At 61.6% G+C, this 17,073-nt stretch carries 15 protein-coding genes and 1 pseudogene; 3 read left to right on the top strand and 13 right to left on the bottom strand.

The genetic code is table 11. The features are described 5' to 3' along the window. From ACPYOI_RS29255 to ACPYOI_RS29235, 5 genes and pseudogenes are all read right to left on the bottom strand, one after another. Nucleotides 1-873: pseudogene (locus tag ACPYOI_RS29255) on the bottom strand (alkaline phosphatase D family protein); the annotation flags it as partial. 167 nt (nucleotides 874-1,040) lie between these two features. After that, on the bottom strand, nucleotides 1,041-2,720 hold the full coding sequence (locus ACPYOI_RS29250) for an ABC transporter permease (protein ID WP_481416953.1): 1,680 nt from the start codon (nucleotides 2,718-2,720) through the stop codon (nucleotides 1,041-1,043). Nucleotides 2,721-2,830: 110 nt separating this feature from the next. Continuing rightward, on the bottom strand, nucleotides 2,831-3,790 hold the full coding sequence (locus ACPYOI_RS29245) for an ABC transporter substrate-binding protein (RefSeq protein ID WP_481416923.1): 960 nt from the start codon (nucleotides 3,788-3,790) through the stop codon (nucleotides 2,831-2,833). After that, the gene (locus ACPYOI_RS29240; RefSeq protein ID WP_481416922.1) at nucleotides 3,783-4,898 is read right to left on the bottom strand and encodes an ABC transporter ATP-binding protein; all 1,116 of its coding nucleotides are present in this window, start codon (nucleotides 4,896-4,898) and stop codon (nucleotides 3,783-3,785) included. Before ACPYOI_RS29240 ends, ACPYOI_RS29245 begins: the two co-directional genes overlap by 8 nt. 127 nt (nucleotides 4,899-5,025) lie before the next feature. After that, nucleotides 5,026-7,113: a M3 family metallopeptidase gene (locus tag ACPYOI_RS29235; RefSeq protein ID WP_481423723.1), complete on the bottom strand. Its 2,088-nt coding sequence runs from the start codon at nucleotides 7,111-7,113 to the stop codon at nucleotides 5,026-5,028. A gap of 203 nt (nucleotides 7,114-7,316) precedes the next feature. Here ACPYOI_RS29235 and ACPYOI_RS29230 point away from each other — a divergent pair, with 203 nt between their 5' ends. Next, complete coding sequence (locus ACPYOI_RS29230) at nucleotides 7,317-7,748, top strand: hypothetical protein (RefSeq protein WP_481423722.1); 432 nt, start codon at nucleotides 7,317-7,319, stop codon at nucleotides 7,746-7,748. Between the two features lie 89 nt (nucleotides 7,749-7,837). On the opposite strand, the gene ACPYOI_RS29225 is transcribed toward ACPYOI_RS29230, so the two are convergent. Together ACPYOI_RS29225 and ACPYOI_RS29220 are read right to left on the bottom strand one after the other, a co-directional pair. Next, nucleotides 7,838-8,479, bottom strand: a complete 642-nt coding sequence (locus ACPYOI_RS29225) for a LysE family translocator (RefSeq protein ID WP_481416919.1) — start codon at nucleotides 8,477-8,479, stop codon at nucleotides 7,838-7,840. A gap of 128 nt (nucleotides 8,480-8,607) precedes the next feature. Then, nucleotides 8,608-9,831: an argininosuccinate synthase gene (locus ACPYOI_RS29220; RefSeq protein WP_481416918.1), complete on the bottom strand. Its 1,224-nt coding sequence runs from the start codon at nucleotides 9,829-9,831 to the stop codon at nucleotides 8,608-8,610. A gap of 187 nt (nucleotides 9,832-10,018) precedes the next feature. Between ACPYOI_RS29220 and ACPYOI_RS29215 the strand changes: the two genes are divergently transcribed. Together ACPYOI_RS29215 and ACPYOI_RS29210 are read left to right on the top strand one after the other, a co-directional pair. Beyond that, a complete protein-coding gene (locus ACPYOI_RS29215; RefSeq protein WP_481416917.1) occupies nucleotides 10,019-10,873 on the top strand; it encodes an SDR family NAD(P)-dependent oxidoreductase in 855 nt (284 codons plus the stop codon). A gap of 80 nt (nucleotides 10,874-10,953) precedes the next feature. Next, the gene (locus ACPYOI_RS29210; protein WP_481416916.1) at nucleotides 10,954-11,595 is read left to right on the top strand and encodes a LysE family translocator; all 642 of its coding nucleotides are present in this window, start codon (nucleotides 10,954-10,956) and stop codon (nucleotides 11,593-11,595) included. Between the two features lie 7 nt (nucleotides 11,596-11,602). On the opposite strand, the gene ACPYOI_RS29205 is transcribed toward ACPYOI_RS29210, so the two are convergent. From ACPYOI_RS29205 to rlmN, 6 genes are all read right to left on the bottom strand, one after another. Then, entirely contained in the window at nucleotides 11,603-12,856 is a 1,254-nt protein-coding gene (locus ACPYOI_RS29205; RefSeq protein WP_481416915.1) for an RNA polymerase sigma factor, read from the bottom strand. Further along, on the bottom strand, nucleotides 12,856-13,209 hold the full coding sequence (locus tag ACPYOI_RS29200; RefSeq protein ID WP_481416914.1) for a YciI family protein: 354 nt from the start codon (nucleotides 13,207-13,209) through the stop codon (nucleotides 12,856-12,858). The genes ACPYOI_RS29205 and ACPYOI_RS29200 overlap by 1 nt, the downstream gene beginning before the upstream one ends. 107 nt (nucleotides 13,210-13,316) lie before the next feature. Then, a complete protein-coding gene (locus ACPYOI_RS29195; protein WP_481416913.1) occupies nucleotides 13,317-14,111 on the bottom strand; it encodes an ABC transporter ATP-binding protein in 795 nt (264 codons plus the stop codon). After that, nucleotides 14,108-14,989: an ABC transporter permease gene (locus ACPYOI_RS29190; protein WP_481416912.1), complete on the bottom strand. Its 882-nt coding sequence runs from the start codon at nucleotides 14,987-14,989 to the stop codon at nucleotides 14,108-14,110. Before ACPYOI_RS29190 ends, ACPYOI_RS29195 begins: the two co-directional genes overlap by 4 nt. Nucleotides 14,990-15,100: 111 nt before the next feature. Next, nucleotides 15,101-16,054, bottom strand: a complete 954-nt coding sequence (locus ACPYOI_RS29185; protein WP_481416911.1) for an ABC transporter substrate-binding protein — start codon at nucleotides 16,052-16,054, stop codon at nucleotides 15,101-15,103. An 89-nt stretch (nucleotides 16,055-16,143) separates the two neighbouring features. Then, nucleotides 16,144-17,073: dual-specificity RNA methyltransferase RlmN (gene rlmN, locus ACPYOI_RS29180; protein ID WP_481423721.1), on the bottom strand; the 930-nt coding region annotated here is incomplete at its 5' end.

Here is a 17,073-nt window from a genome sequence, read left to right as displayed (position 1 = left end):
AGCGGATCGGCGTCATCTCGTGGAAGGCGCGGCTTGCGCGTGCTGCCAGCGTCGAAATGGACTTTTCCGTATAGCGATTGTCATCGCGAAGGTTGGTCGATGGCGACCAGTTGTTCAGGACTTCATGGTCGTCCCATTGATAAAAGACGGGACAGGCCGCATTCAGCTCCTTTACATGATCATCGAGCAGGTTATAGGCCCATTGCCCGCGAAACTGGTCGAGCGTCTGGGCGATCTCCCGCTTCGCCTCCGTGACGATCCTGTTTTTCCAAAGACCTCCATCCCGCAGCTTGATCTCGTCAGGGATCGGGTTGTCGGCATAGATCGTGTCGCCCGAGTGGACCATGAAATCCGGACGGTGATAGGCGATCGTCGCATAGGTTCGCATGCCTTCGTCATCGATGCCCCAACCCTGGCCCGCCGTATCGCCCGACCATGCGAAGCGAATGCTGCGCTTCTGCGAGGGCGCGGTGCGAAACTGGCCCAGGATGGGCTCCGAAAGATCGTTGACGTCCTGTAGGTCCGCCGCTTGGAAGCGATAGAAAATCTCCTGATCGGGCGGGAGATCTTGAAGCAGCAGCTTTCCAGCAAGGCCAGTTTGCGGCGTGACGTCGATGGGCGTCACCCGCACGGCATTGGCGAACCTGTTGCTCGTCGAGTACTCGATGTAGAGACGCGCGGGTCGGTCCACCTGCGTCCAAATCATGCCGGAGCGGGCACCAATATCGCCGGACTGGACGCCAGACGTGAACATAGGACGACTTGAGGAACCACGCGCATAGTAGGGCATAGCCAACCCTGCCGCCGCAAATCCCCCCACACCGCTCCCATGGATGCAAGAAAGCGTCGACGGGTCGTTTCAGTCAATTTCATGCCAAGATGTGTCCGGCTTGCGAGAACGGGAGCGAGCCTCACGCGCCGAACCTATGGCCGCCGTGATGTCATCCTCTTGAAGGCGGCATGACGGTTTTTCGAAACTTCAACGACAGTTTTGTTAAGTGATGGCCTTGGGCGCCGCTGCCGGGATGCTGCGCTGCCGGTCATTCCGCCACCAGTCCGCTACGGCGCAGAAGGGTGAGAAGAAGAAGCGGCAGCAGCGTGGTGATGCAGATGGCGATGAAGGCCATGGCCATGCCGAGCCCGATCGATCCCTGCTCGAACTGGCGCCAGATGAAGGTGGCGATCGTCTGCATGCCGACCGGAGCGACGACGACCGAAGCGACGAGTTCGCGCGAGGCGAGCGCGAAGACCAGCAACATGGAGGAGGCAAGGCTCGGAAAGACTAGCGGCAGGAGAATGCGCCGGAAGGCCGTGACACCGCTGGCGCCGCAGACGCGGGCGGCAGCCTCCAGATTGTCGCCGATCTGTTGGAAGGCCGCCGTCGTGTAGCGCACCGGCTGCGGCAGCAGGATGCAGCAATAGGCAAGCAGCAGGATAAAGGCCGTGTTGTAGGGCGTCGCCGGCAACCACGGCATGTTCCAGGCGAGGATCAGCCCGACAGCCACGACGATGCCCGGCAGCGCGTTCGGCAGGATGGTCATGATGTCGATGGCCATACGGCCGGAGATCTTCGTCTTGACCACCGTATAGGCAGCCGTGACACCGATCAGGCCGGTGATCAGCGCCGTGCCGATGCCGAGCGAGAAGCTGTTGATGAGCGCCGTTACCGCGCCGGCGCTGTTGCTGAACACCGCGATGAAGTTGTTGGGGCTGACATTGTCGAAGGCAAGCCCGCCGGAGATCGTCCGCGCCAGGGCGGTCGCAAGGATCGCCAGCAGCGGCACGCCGGTCGCCAGGAAGGCAACGACCGCAAAAGCGACCATGACGGGGATCTTCAGCGCGCCGAGCGGCCGCTTGTCCTTTGCCGTCGGCTTGCCGCCGACCGTCTGATAGGAGCGGCGCGACAGGATCCAGCGCTGCAGCAGGAAAGTCACCAGCGACATGGCGACCAGCACGAGGGACAGGATCGCCGCCCCCGGCAGGTCGATCGGCCAGTCGGTGACGCGCAGGTCGATGCCGGTGACCAGCACCTGGAAGCCGGCACGGCGGCCAAGCGCGGCCGGCGTGCCGTATTCCTCGATCGCAGCGGCAAAGACCAGCATCAGGCTTGCCGTGAGACCCGGAGCCGAAAGCGGCAGCGTGATGCGCCTGAAGGCGCGCGCCGGGCTCGCACCGAAGACGCGGCCGACATCGGCGTAACGCGCGCCCACGGCTTCGACCGTGCGCGACACCGCGAAATAGACGACCGGGAACGTGTTGAAGGCCATGACCAGCGTCATGCCGAACAGCGAAAAGAGGAAGGGCGCGAGATTGAAGCCAACGAGCTGCTGCAGGTAACCGCGCGGCTGCAGGGTCATGATCCAGCCGAGTGTCGCAATATAGGGCGGGATCATGAAGGGCACGAGCAGCAGCACGTCCCAGAGAGGCGCAAACGGGATTCTATAAAGGGCGCGAAACACGCCGAGCGGTACCGCGACCAGCGCCGAGGCGAGCACCACGCAGCCGCCGAGCAGGATGGTGTTGCCGCCCATACGGATGAGCGAACTGTCGGCGAGCGTTGCATAAAGTGAAGAGAAAGGGCTCGCGAAGGAGCCCTGTCCGAGTTCGGGGAAGATGCCTTGCAGCATCACCGCGACGAAGGGAACGGCGACGACGAGAACAAGACCCGCTGTTGCCAGCCAGGCGGCCGGAGCCGTGCCGTTAGAGCGCCGCGCGTCCATTCGGACGCGCAAAGGACGCTCTAATTTCCTGAATCTAAGCATCGTGCTTACCGAAAATCGATTCCGATTTTCGGGCCGATGCTATGCCGTTTCCTCTCATCTGCCTGGCCTTACTTGGCGCCGTAGAGATCGGCGAAGGCCTTCAGCGTTTCCTTGCGCTTGCCGTAGACAGCAGCCGTATCGTACTTCAGGAGCGTGAGGTCGCTGATCAGCGGGCGGCTGGCGGCGACGTCCGTGCGGGACGGCATCAGCATTTCACCGGCAACCAGCTTCTGGCCTTCGTCAGACAGCATGTAGTCGATGAACTTCTTGGCGTCGTCCTGGTTCTTGGACCAGTTCATGATCATGGCCGGACGCGGCGCGATGACCGTGCCGGACTTGGGGAACACGACTTCGATGTTCTCGCCCTTCTTCTGGGCGGCCAGAGCGATGTAGTCGACAGCACCGAAGACGACCGCCTTTGCACCCTGCAGAACCGGGTTCAGGGCATCGGCGTTTGCGCCGGCGATGATTGCGCCGTTAGCCTGCAGGTCCTTGAAGAGCTTCCAGTCATCCTGGCCGGCGAGAGCCGCGGTCAGTTCGAAGGACGAGCCGGACTGGGCCGGATCCGGGATGTTGACGAGGTCCTTGTATTCCGGTTTCGTCAGGTCAGCCCATTCGGCCGGCTTCGGCGTGCCGCTCTTGGAGTTCCAGACGATGCCGAGAGCCGAGATGCCCTGGGCAACGGCGCCTTCGGACTTCAGGAAGTCCGGAACCTTGGTGGCATTCGGGCTCGTATAGTTGACCAGCCAGCCGCGCTTGGCGAAGTCGTTGGCCGTATCCCAGGAAGCCGAGATCACGACGTCAACGACCGGGTTTGCGGCTTCGGCTTCAATGCGGGCCATGACCTTGCCGGTCGTTGCCTGGAAGACGTTGACCTTGACGCCGGTCTGCTTGGTGAAGCCGGCAGACAGCTTGTCGATCAGGCTCTGCGGGCCAGCGGTATAAACGGTGACATCGGCATGGGCGACGCCGGCCATCAGGGCGGCGGCAACAACGCCAAAAGTGATGCTCTTCAACGACTTAAACATGCTCCAATTTCTCCTTTTTGGACAAATAAACTTGAGTGCCGAACCAGCGGATCTGGCCTGGATCGATCGACAGACCGATACCTTCGCCGGGTCGCAGCTTGGCGCGGCTTAAAACCTGCAATTCGATGGCTTCCGCGCCAACCAGGGAGACGGTCGCAAGATGCCCGTCGCCGCGGAACTGCGAGCGCAGCACCGTCGCGGCAAGCGTTCCCGGCAAAATCTCACTTGTTGTGATCGACGCAGTAGGAATGAGGACGCGCACCGAGCAATCGACGCCATCCGCACCGCGCAGCAGCGCAACGCCGCTTCCTTTGAAGAACCAATGTCCATCGCGATATTCGAGCTCGGCTACACCCCCGAGGCGCAGGAAGTCGGCGACCTCAGGCGTAGCGGGCTTCTCGATCAGCACATCCGGCGATGCCAGCTGCTCGATTAAGCCGCCGCGCATGACGGCGACATCATCGGCCAGCGTCAGCGCTTCGCTATGATCATGGGTAACGTAGATTGCCGTCAGGCCGAGTGTGGCGATCAGTTCGGCGAGTTCGCCGACCATGTTCTCGCGCAGTTCCCGGTCGAGATTGGACAGCGGCTCGTCGAAGAGGATGAGCTGCGGCTCGGCGACGATGGCCCGGGCAATCGCCACGCGCTGCTGCTGGCCGCCGGAAAGATCGCTCGGCCGCCGATCGGCAAGGGCAGCGAGGCCCACGCGCTCTAGCGCACGCATCGTCCGCTCCTGCCGTTCTGCCTTGCCGATACCGCGCATTTCGAGGGGGAAGGAGACGTTCCCGTCCACCGTCAGATGCGGCCAGAGCGCATAGTCCTGGAAGACCATCCCGAGATTGCGCTTTTCAGGCGGCGAGAAAGCCCCACTTGCTGCATCCGCGACGATACGGCCGGCGATGGAGACGGAGCCCTTCGTCGGCGCGAGCAGCCCGGCGACGAGCCTCAGCAAGGTTGTCTTTCCGCAGCCGGACGGGCCTAGGAGCGCAAGCGTCTTGCCCCTGGAGAGCGAAATGTCGATGCCCTTCAGAACAGGCGTAGCCCCATAGTGCAACTCGACGCCGGCCGTCGAAACGGCGGCAGAGAGCTCTGAAGGTTGTGGAGTCATGAAAAAACCGGCATCGGTTGAAATCGATGCCGGTTGCTTATTAAGGTTTAATGACAGTCATGTGACAACGTTGCCGCCCGTCAATACTTTAGCCGTTGCGCATCTAAAATGCGCGATACATGCTCTATCAAGCATCGCTGCCGGATAGTTCTTCGAATGTCGCAAGTCCTTTCTTGACGAGCATCGCATCCGGGCTCGGCAGCTTGCCGCGGAAGGCCTTGTACGTATCTTCCGGATCGATCGAGCCGCCGACGGAATAGATGTTGTCCTTGAGCTTCTGCGCCATCCCGCTGCTGAATGCGTCGCCGGTTTCCTCGAAAGCGGCGAATGCGTCCGCATCGAGCACCTCCGACCACATGTAGGAGTAATATCCGGCCGAATAACCGCCGGAGAAGATGTGCTGGAAGTGCGGCGAGGCGTGGCGCATCACCAGAGACTTCGGCATCCCGAGTTCGGCAAGCACCTGCTTTTGCAGCGCCATCGGGTCTTCCACCGTATCGCGCGTATGGAATTCCATATCGACGATGGCGGACGACGTGAACTCGACGGTGTTGAACCCGGCGTTGAAGGTGCGCGCCGCAAGCACCTTGCCAAGCAGCTCCTGGGGCATGGGTTCGCCGGTTTCGAAATGCACGGCATATTGCTTGAGGATTGCCGGCACCGTCAGCCAGTGCTCGTAGAGTTGCGACGGCAGTTCGACGAAGTCGCGCGAGACGCTCGTGCCCGACACCGACGGATAGGTCACGTTGGACAGCATGCCATGCAGCGCATGGCCGAATTCATGGAAAAGCGTTCGGGCATCGTCCAGCGAAAGCAGAGCCGGCTTGCCCTCTGCGGGTTTTGCGAAGTTGCAGACGTTGTAGATGATCGGCAGTTCGCCCTTTTGCCCATTCTTCATCATGAGCTTGTGCTGCGACTGGAAAGCGCTCATCCAGGCACCGGAGCGCTTGGAACTACGGGCGAAATAGTCGCCCATGAAAAGCGCAATCAACTTGTCTTCACGATCGCGAATTTCGAAAACACGCACATCCGGATGATAGGCGGCAACGCCTTTCTTCTCGACGGCGCGAATGCCGAAAAGACGGCCGGCGACATCGAAGCAGGCCTCGATGATCTTTTCGAGCTGCAGGTAGGGCTTCAGCTCCGTTTCGGAGAAATTGAAACGCTGTGCGCGAATCTTCTCGGCATAGTGGCGCCAGTCCCAGGGCATGACTTCGTGGTTTTTGCCTTCTTCGGCGATCTGCGCGGCGATGTCGTCCTCCTCCTGATGTGCCCGGATGACGGCCCTTGCCCAGACCGAACGCAGCAGACCACTCACCGCGGCCGGTGTCTTCGCCATCGTATTGTCGAGCTTCAGTTCTGCGAAATTGCCATAACCGAGGAGTTGCGCCACCTCGCCGCGAAGGGCCAGCATCTCGCGGATGATGTCGCGGTTATCCGTCTCGCCCCCGTTCTCGCCGCGAGCGACCCAAGCCTTGAAGGCCTGCTCGCGCAGATCGCGCCGCCCGGAAAAGGTCAGGAACGGCTCGATGATCGAGCGCGACAGGGTGACCGCAAATTTCCCCTCTTCGCCTCTTTCGCGCGCCGCCGCCGCCATGGCGTCCTTCAGAAAGTCCGGAATGCCCTCGAGTTCCGGCCCTTCGGAGAGGACCAGTGCCCAGCTCTTCTCGTCGGCCAGCACGTTCTGGCCGAACTGCGTGCTGAGAGCCGCAAGCTTCTCGTCGATGGCAGCGAGCTTCTCCTGCTCGGCCTTCGGCAGCTTGGCACCCGATTTCACGAAACTCTTCCAGCGCCGCTCCAGCACGCGCGTCTGCTCGAGGCTCAGCCCGAGGCTCTCCCGCTTCTCCCAAAGCGTATCGATGCGCCCAAAGAGCGGGGCGTTCATCCCGATCTTGGAATAGTGGCGCGACATCTTCGGCGAGATATCGCGTTCCAGCGCCTGGATCGTATCGTTGGTGTGCGCACCGGCGCGATTCCAGAACAGTGCGGAAATGCGCGAAAGCTCGTCACCTGCGACTTCCAGCGCGACGATCGTATTGTCGAATGTCGGCTCTTCCGGATTCCCGGCGATCGCATCGATCTCCTTGTCATGGGATCCGAGGGCGGCATCGAAGGCCGCGGCAAAGTCGCCGTCGTTCAGCGCGTCGAAGCGCGGCAGGCCATGAAGCCCATTCCAGTTGACGAGCGCCGGGTTGAACTCTGGTGTGGAAGGCATCGCAGATCCTCTGAAACTGTTGCGCCTGCCTATATAGGCAAAGGCCTGGCCGATTGGTATGGCGCGTCGCGACTACCGGCGCATGTTGCGTCGCGGTAAGTTGGGGATGAACGCCGGCAGACGATATTTTGGCGTGTGTCCACGATTGACGCCCCCGCAACCATGGCGATAGTTTTTGCGCCATAGTAACAAAGGGCATTCGCATGGAAATCTTTTCTCTGCGGTCTTCTCAGAATTTGCTCTATAAGAATTATGCCAATAATGCGAAAAACTCGAAGACCGCTGATTTTGCAGTTGCGCCAGCCTCCGGCCATTCCGCGCCATTCCAGATAGAAGAAGCTGCCGGCGGACCGAACTTCGCATCGATCACTCCTGGCGAATTACGCAACTTTGCCCGCCGGAGCTTCGATAGCGGTGTCATCAACCAGGACACCTTTGCCGCGCTCTCCGAACCGCTGCCGATGCATGCCATCGATGCCCGCGGCAATCTCATCGATCTGTCGCACGTCACGGATGGGACGAGCTTCGATTTTCTCGATTATTTCCGGAATCAGCTGGAGATCGAGACATCGATCGGCGATCCGGCGGCGGCAAGGACGATGCAGTCCGTTGTCGATTTCCTAAGCGATGCCTAGAGCACCGCGTGTCAGAATGGACGCATAAAGGACGCTCTCCTAGAGCGTCTGTTCTGCACTTAGACGAGTCCGCCAGAGTGCGGGATACTCTAGGCCCGTCGCCATCCAAGCAGGCCGGGCGTTGCATGCCATAGCGCCTGAACAGCAAATCCCATAAAGAGAACACCGGAGCAGCGGACGATCAGCCGTTCATGCGCGCGGTAGAAGCGGCGCACGGCGCCTGCGCCGATGATCGCAATTAGGATGATGTCGGCGGTTACGAAACCCACGAAAGAGACGCTGAGCAGCAACGGCAAAGCCTCGAAGTCGAGCGCCCCGGCCGAACCGGCAACCAACGCCGTGAAAGTCGCAAGTGCCACTGGATAGCCTTTCGGATTGGTCACGCCGAAGACCAGCCCGCGGCGGAAAGGCCGCTCCACCTTTACCAGAGCCTGCCCGTCGCCCTTGGGTTTTGCCGTGACGGCGCTCCGGCCGATCCAGGCGAGATAGAAGCCACAAAGCAGCCCGAGCAGATCGAAGACGAAGGTGCCAATCGTCCTCGCGCCGACGATTGCGATCAAGGCGAGCGCCGACCAGAGAATATCGCCGACCAGATGGCCCATCATGAAGAATGCACCGGCCTTGCGCCCCTGCCCGGCACCGATGCCAAGTAGCTGCAGGAAAGCCGGACCCGGGATGAGCACGTAAAAGAGCGCTGCCAGAAAGGCGCCGAGAAGAAGCGATTGCGTCATGAGAGGCTCCGAGGGACGATGGCCGTAGACTATGCTAGCCCTGCAATCCGTCAAGCGTCACTGCAACCAAAAGAAAAGGCCCGCACGGCGCAAACCGGCGGGCCTCTTTGTCAAGCAGGTGGGCGCAGTCAGCTCTTGAGGTTGCGCTTGCCGAGCGTGCGCAGGCGCAGCGCATTGAGCTTGATGAAGCCGGCGGCGTCCTTCTGGTCGTAGGCGCCCTGGTCGTCCTCGAAGGTGACCAGCTTGTCCGAATAGAGCGACTTGGGGCTCTCGCGGCCGGTGACCATGACATTGCCCTTATAGAGCTTCAGCGTTACTTCGCCCTCGACATGCTCCTGGCTCTTGTCGATGAGGGCCTGCAGCATTTCGCGCTCCGGCGAGAACCAGAAGCCGTAATAGATGAGCTCGGCATATTTCGGCATCAGCTCATCCTTCAGATGGGCTGCGCCGCGGTCGAGCGTGATGGACTCGATTGCGCGGTGCGCGGCAAGCAGGATCGTGCCGCCGGGCGTTTCATAGACGCCGCGCGACTTCATGCCGACATAGCGGTTCTCGACGAGGTCGAGACGGCCGATGCCGTTGTCGCGGCCGTAATTGTTGAGCGCCGCCAGCAGCGTCGCCGGGCTCATGCGGACGCCGTTGATCGAAACCGCGTCACCCTTTTCGAAACCGACCTTGATCACGGTTGCCTTGTCAGGCGCGGCTTCCGGCGAGATGGTCCGCATATGCACGTATTCGGGAGCCTCCTGCGCCGGGTCTTCCAGCACCTTACCCTCGGAGGAGGAGTGCAGCAGGTTGGCATCGACGGAGAACGGCGCTTCACCCTTCTTGTCCTTGGCGACCGGGATCTGATGCTTCTCGGCGAATTCGAGCAGGTCGGTACGGCTCTTGAACGACCAGTCGCGCCACGGAGCGATGATCTTGATGTCCGGGTTCAGCGCGTAAGCGGAAAGCTCGAAGCGAACCTGGTCGTTGCCCTTGCCGGTCGCGCCGTGGGCAATCGCGTCGGCGCCGGTCTTGCGGGCGATGTCGATCAGATGCTTGGAGATCAGCGGACGCGCGATCGAGGTGCCGAGCAAGTAGACGCCCTCATAGACGGCATTGGCGCGGAACATCGGGAAGACGAAGTCCTTCACGAACTCTTCGCGGACGTCCTCGATATAGATCTCCTTGATGCCGAGCATTTCGGCTTTCTTGCGCGCAGGCTCGAGCTCTTCGCCCTGGCCGAGGTCAGCCGTGAAGGTCACGACTTCGGCGCCGAGCTCAGTCTGAAGCCACTTCAGGATGATCGAGGTGTCGAGGCCACCCGAATAGGCGAGCACGACTTTCTTCACGTCTTTGTAAGGTGCCATGATGATGGGTCCGTTGCATATGGGCGGCGGCTTACCCGCAAAGCCCGGTGTCGCGGGCACTTTTAGCGAGATTGTCACACGACGCAAGGGCAAGGATTGCCGCTGCCGAAGCGCATTGCGTTTGACAGCGCGACACGCTCACCCATATCACGCAGCATACGACCACGATTGAGGAAGGGTCAGTCCCATGAAGAATATTCAAGAGATTTTCAGGAAGTCCAACGTTGCGGTGATTACCGGTGGCGCATCCGGCATCGGCCTTGCAGCGGCGAAACATTGCGCCAGGGCAGGCATGAACGTCGTCATTGCCGATCTCGGCGGCGACAGGCTTGCGAAGGCTCGCGGCGAGCTTGAAGCCATTGCAGGGCAGGAACATGTGATGGCTGTCGAAACGGACGTTTCCGACAAGACGTCGCTGGAAGCCCTCGAACGCGCCGTCATTCAACGCTTCGGCCGCGTCCACGTGCTCATGAACAACGCCGGCATCGGTCCCGAGACTTCGATCTTCAGCAATCAGGCGAGCTGGGACAATATCCTCGGCGTCAATCTTCTCGGTATCATCAATGGGACGCGCGTCTTCGGACCAGGCATGGTCGCCCACGGCGAGCCGGGGCTTGTCATCAACACCGGCTCGAAGCAGGGCATTACGACGCCTCCGGGAAATCCCGCCTACAACGTCTCCAAGGCAGGGGTGAAGGTTTTCACAGAAGCGCTGCAACACGAATTGCGCAATACCGAGGGTTCGAAGATTTCGGCCCACCTCTTGATCCCCGGCTTTGTCTTCACCGGCCTGACCAAGGGCGATCGCACGGAGAAACCGACCGCCGCCTGGACCCCCGAACAGACCGTCGACTTCATGGTGGAAAGCCTGGGCCGCGGCGATTTCTACATCCTCTGCCCCGACAACGACGTTCCCCGCCCGCTCGACGAGCGCCGCATGGCCTGGGCGATGGGGGACATCATCGAGAACCGCCCGCCGCTGTCGCGCTGGCACAAGGATTATGCCGACAAGTTCAAGGCCTATCTCGAACAGAAGGAATAGGTCGTATTAGAAGGTTTGATTAGACATTTTCTGGAAGCCGGATAAAAGCAATCGACGTTTTCCGGCTTTCAGAGTGTACCATGGACTTCCTGCCGAGCTTTGCCACCCTTCTCGCCTTTGCTGCCGCGACCCTTCTGCTTGCAGCGACACCCGGCCCCGATATGACCCTGTCCATCAGTCGCGCGCTGGCGCAGGGAAAGAAGGCGGCGCTGTTCGTCGTCCTCGGCACGAGCCTCGGCATCGTTGTCCACACGATGCTGGTCGCCTTCGGCATCTCGGCACTGATCACTGCCTCTCCGACGGCCTTCCTCATCCTGAAGACCGGGGGCGCGGCCTATCTCCTTTGGCTTGCCGTCCAGGCGGTCCGCTTCGGTTCGAAGCTGACGGTCGCGAAGGTCGAGGAACCGAAAGGCACGGCACTTTCGAACGTCTCCTCCGGCTTCTGGGTCAACCTTCTGAACCCCAAGGTCATCATCTTTTTCATGACCTTCCTGCCGCAGTTCGTCAGCGCCGGCGATCCGGCGGTCACGCACAAGCTGCTCTTCCTCGGCTTCTGCTTCATTTTGATCGGCATGCCGGTCAATGCCAGCGTCGTCTTCGCCGCCGATTGGCTAGCCTCCTGGCTGCAGAAGAACAGGAAGGTGCTGCGTGGCATGGACTACACCTTCGCCGGCGTCTTCTCGATCTTCGCCTTGAAGATCTTCATGACACAGGGACGATAGAGCCGCCCTATCCGCTCGCAAGCGCCTCGAGCCGCTGCGACAGGAACAGCTTCTCCGCATCGGACTGCGACAGCTCGATCGCCCTGACATAGGCGAGCCTCGCCTGATCGAGCTGACCGGCGCGTGCCAGAAGATCCGCCTGCACGGCATAGAAGGGCTGGTATTGCACCAGGGCCATGGCGATGGGCTTGAGACAGGCAAGCGCCGCGGCCGGGCCTTCAACATAGGAGAGCGCAACGATACGGTTGAGTTCGTAGACCGGGTTGTCGGCGGTGCGGGCAAGCTCGGCGTAGAGCCAGGCGATCTCCTGCCAGTCCGTCTCGGCGAAGTTCGGCGCTTCCGCATGCACGGCAATGATCGCCGCCTGTAACTGGTATGGTCCGGGCCGGCCGCGCTTGAGCGCCCCTTCGATCAGCGCGACGCCCTCCGCGATCCCCTCCCGGTCCCAGAGGCTGCGGTCCTGCGTTTCGAGCGTCAGCATCTCGCCGCCGTCACCGATCCGCGCCGCCCGGCGGGCGTGGTGGAGGAGCATCAGCGACAGCAGCCCCTCGATTTCCGGCTCGCCCGGCCGGAGCACTGTCAGTAGCCGCCCGAGCCGGATCGCCTCGTCGCAAAGATCGGCGCGGATATGGCTGTCGCGCCCCGACGCATATCCTTCGTTGAAGATGAGATAGACGACGGCAAGCACACTTTCGAGCCGGGCCGCCCAACCGTCCGGCCCCGGCACTTCAAAGGCGATGCCGGCCTTGGCGATCTTGTCGCGGGCGCGCACCAGCCGTTGCGCCATGGCCTCATGCCGGTCGAGGAAGGCATCGGCGATCTCCTCGGTCTTCAGCCCGCAGACGGAACGCAAAGTCAGCGCCACGCAGGTCTTCCGGTCGAGCGCCGGATGGCAGCAGGCGAAAATCAGCTTCAGCCGCTCGTCGCCGATCGGATCGGGCTCGTCCGTCACGGGCGATGTGTTTTCGAGTTCGATAAGATGGGTGATCTCGGCCGACTTCGCGTGGAAATTGGCCGAGCGCCGCAGCCGGTCGACCGCCTTGCGGCGGGCGACCTGCATCAGCCAGGCGTTCGGCGAGGCCGGCAGGCCGTTGCGGTTCCAGTGGACGAGCGCGGACTCCAGCGCGTCCTGAAGGCTGTCCTCGGCGAGCTGGAAATCCCGGAACGAGCCCACCAGGCTGGAGAGGAGACGGCCACCGTCCTGCCGGGCGATCCTGTCGATCGCTTCGGCAATCGGGGCCGTCGCCGAAAATTCGCTCATCAGCGGTCGAAGACCATGATCGGCCGCACCTCGACACTGCCCATGGCGGCATGCGGGATCATCGCGGCGTACTTGATCGCGTCGTCGAGATTGGTGCAGTCGAAAATATAAAACCCGCCGAGCTGCTCCTTGGTGTCGGCGAAGGGGCCGTCCATGGTTTCGGTCCTGCCGTTTCGCACCCGCACGGTCGTGGCGGTGGTCACCGGCTGCAGCGCGTCGCCGCCAACCCAGACGCCGTCCTTCTTGTAGGTCTCGGTCGCGACCGCATAACCACTCATCATCTTGCCGAATTCCGGCGAATCCGGCGGCGTGCGCGTGTTCGGGTCCATATAAATCAGCGCGATATATTTCATTTGTCCGTCTCCTCGGGTCAACCATCGCTTGATTGCGATGGTGACCGATAACGAACGGGATGCAAGCGGATCGACATGGCTCCGAAAATATTTCGGTGAAGCTGAGCTCAGCCGATCAACAGCGCGTCGTCGTCCAGCGTCTGGCCGCGCATCTTGCGGAACATCGCGATCAGATCCTCGACCTGCAGGTCCTTGCGGCTGTCGCCGCTGACGTCGAGGACGATCTCGCCGCCGTGCAGCATGACTGTACGGTGACCATAGTCGAGGGCCTGGCGCATGGAATGTGTGACCATCAGCGTCGTCAGCTTGCGCTCAGACACGATCTTGTCTGTGAGGCCCATGACGAATTCCGCCATGCCGGGGTCGAGTGCTGCCGTATGCTCGTCCAGCAGCAATACCTCCGAACCGGCAAGCGTCGCCATGACAAGGGAAACCGCCTGACGCTGGCCGCCGGACAGCAGGTCCATGCGGTCGGCCATGCGGTTCTCGAGGCCGAGATTGAGCTCGCTGATGCGTTCACGGAAATGCTCGCGGCGCTTCAGGCCGAGTGCTGCGACAAGACCGCGGCGCTCACCGCGCCGGGCGGCGAGCGCAAGGTTCTCTTCGATCGACAGCGAGCCGCAGCTCCCGGTCAGCGGATCCTGGAATACACGTGCAACGAGACCGGCACGCGCGGCCGTCGGCTTGCGCGTCACATCGGTGGAGCCGATCGTCACCTTGCCTTCGCTCGGCAGCACGTCGCCCGCGAGCACGCCGAGCAGTGTGGACTTACCGGCGCCATTCGAACCGATGACAGTGACGAAGGAGCCCTGCTCGATCGTCAGACTGATGCCGTTGAGCGCCTTCTTTTCGAGCGGCGTTCCCTTGCCGAAGACAACCTTGATATCCTTGACGCTGATCACGATGCGGCTCCTCCACGGCGAAGACGGGGCAGGATGAGCGCGATCGTCACGAGAACCGCCGTCACGAAATTGAGGTCGGAAGCCTGCAGGCCGATGAAATCGGTCGAGAGCGCAAGCTGAATGGCGATGCGATAGATGATCGAACCGAAGACGCAGCCGATCAGCGCGATCAGCAACCCACGGCGGCCAAGCAGTGTCTCGCCGATGATGACCGCCGCGAGACCGACGACGATCGTGCCGACGCCGGAGGTGACGTCCGCAAAACCGTTGGTCTGGGCAAACAGCGCGCCGCCGAAAGCCACGAGGGCATTCGAGATCGCCATGCCGAGATAGATCTGACGGTTGGTATCGACGCCCTGGGCGCGAGCCATCCGGGCGTTGGCCCCGGTCGCACGCATCGCAAGCCCGGCGTCGCTCTCGAGGAAGCGCCAGACGACGATCACGGCAACAATCACCAGCGCCCCGACGAATAGCGGACGCACGTAGAAATCACGCAGGCCGTGGCCGAAGAACGGGCTGATCATCGTATCGGCATTGATCAGCGCCACGTTCGGCTTGCCCATGACGCGCAGGTTCACCGAGAAGAGCCCGATCATGGTGAGAATCGAGGCAAGCAGATTAAGGATCTTGAAGCGGACGTTGAGCATGGCCGTCACGAGGCCGGCGGCCGCACCCGCCACCATCGCGACCAAACCCGCAAGCCAGGGGTTCACGCCGGCGATGATCAGCACAGCGGTCACCGCGGCACCGAGAGGAAAGGAACCGTCGACGGTCAGGTCCGGGAAATCGAGGACGCGGAAGGCGAGATAGACGCCAAGGGCGACGAAGGCATAGACCAGCCCCAGCTCCACGGCTCCCCAAAAAGCAATCTGACTCAAGGCCCCGCCTTTCTTCTTTCTGCCCGTATTTTCACGGGTCTTAAAATATCAAACCGCCCCCGTTTAGAAACAGGAGCGGCCGAGCGCAATATTAAAGCGCAGACTCTGCAGTTATTCGATGACGCGGTTAGCGCGCTTCAGTACGCCTTCCGGCAACGTGACACCCATCTTCTCTGCCGCCTTCTTGTTGACGACGAGGTCGCTGCCTGCCGCAACCTTGACCGCGATGTCGCCCGGATTTTCGCCCTTCAGGATACGAACGACAATGTCTCCGGTCTGCTTGCCGACGTCGTAATAGTTGAAGCCGAGCGCTGCGATCGCGCCGCGAGAGACGGAGTCCGTATCCGCGGTAAAGAGCGGCAGCTTGCTTTCCTCGGCAACGGCGACTGCGCCTTCAAGGGCCGAGATGATCGTGTTGTCGGTCGGCACGTAGATCGCGTCTGCCCGGCCGACGAGCGCGCGGGCAGCCCCCTGGACCTCAGCCGATTTGGTCGCCGCGGATTCCACCACGGTGAGGCCAGCCTTCTCAGCTTCCTGCTTGAGAACGGCGAGAAGGGAAACGGAGTTCGCTTCACCGGAATTGTAGAGATAGCCGATCGACTTCACGTTCGGCAGAATTTCCTTGATGAGCCCGATATGCTCGGCAACCGGCGACATGTCGGAGAGGCCGGTAACATTACCGCCGGGCTTGTCCATGTCCTTGACGAGCTGCGCGCCGAGCGGATCAGAAACGGCGGTGAACACGACCGGGATGTCGCGCGTTGCCGAAACGACGGCCTGCGCCGAAGGTGTGGAGATCGGCACGATGACATCAGGATCTTCACCGGCGAACTGGCGGGCAATCTGGGCGGCGGTCGCCGGGTTGCCCTGGGCCGATTCAAAAAGGAACTTGAGGTTCTCGCCTTCCTTGTAGCCGGCAGCAGTCAGCGTGTCCTGGACGCCCTTGCGAACGGCGTCGAGCGCCGGATGTTCGACGATTGCCGTCACGGCGACGGTCACGTCTTCGGCCTTGGCGGGCAGGGTGAGGGCAAGGGTCGCCGCAACGGCGAGCAAAATCGAACGCATATCAGTCCTCCATCGATGATAGGCGCTTCTAGGAAAAGCGAACCGCCTTATCAACCGCAAAGAACTGCTGGAAGGATCAAACTTCCTGATCAGTCATCCGCGCCGTGATTGGCGATCATCATTGCCTCGAAGGCCAGCCGCTCCGTCTTGCGCATCCGTTCGGATTCCGATTTCAGCTGCCCGCAAGCGGCGAGGATGTCGCGGCCGCGCGGCGTGCGGATCGGCGAGGCATAGCCCGCAGAATTGATGAAATCGGCAAACTTTTCGATCTGCGCCCAGTCGGAGCATTGATAGTTGGTGCCCGGCCATGGATTGAACGGGATCAGATTGATCTTCGCCGGTACCCCCTTCAGCAGCTGAACGAGCCCCTTGGCATCTTCCAGGCTGTCGTTGACGTCCTTCAGCATGACGTATTCGAAGGTGATGCGCCGGGCATTCGAAAGCCCCGGATAGTTCCGGCAGGCTTCGATCAGTTCCTTTAGCGGATACTTCTTGTTGATCGGCACCAGGATATCGCGCAGATCATCGCGCACGGCATGCAGGGAGATTGCCAGCATGACGCCGATCTCCTCGCCGGTACGGAAGATTTCGGGCACGACGCCGGAGGTCGATAGCGTCACGCGGCGCTTCGACAACGACAAACCGTCACCATCGGTGGCGATCAGCAGCGCCTGCTTCACGGCATCGAAATTGTAGAGCGGCTCGCCCATGCCCATCATCACGATGTTGCTGACCTTGCGGCCTTCGGCCGGCATGATCGTACCCTGCGGCGCTTCGCGGTCCGGGAAATCGCCAAGCCGGTCGCGGGCAAGCAGGAGCTGCGAGAGAATTTCCTCGGCCGTCAGGTTGCGCACGAGACGCTGCGTCCCGGTGTGACAGAAAGAACAGGTCAGCGTGCAGCCGACCTGGCTCGAAATGCAGAGCGTGCCGCGACCCTCTTCCGGAATATAGACGGCTTCGATTTCGACGGGCCGCCCCGCACCGCGCGCCGGAAAACGCAGCAGCCACTTGCGGGTGCC

This window comes from Rhizobium sp. SVR5-2C, from assembly GCF_056755115.1.
Note: the sequence above shows the minus strand (reverse complement) of the source record. Positions and strands in the feature narration are given on the sequence as shown.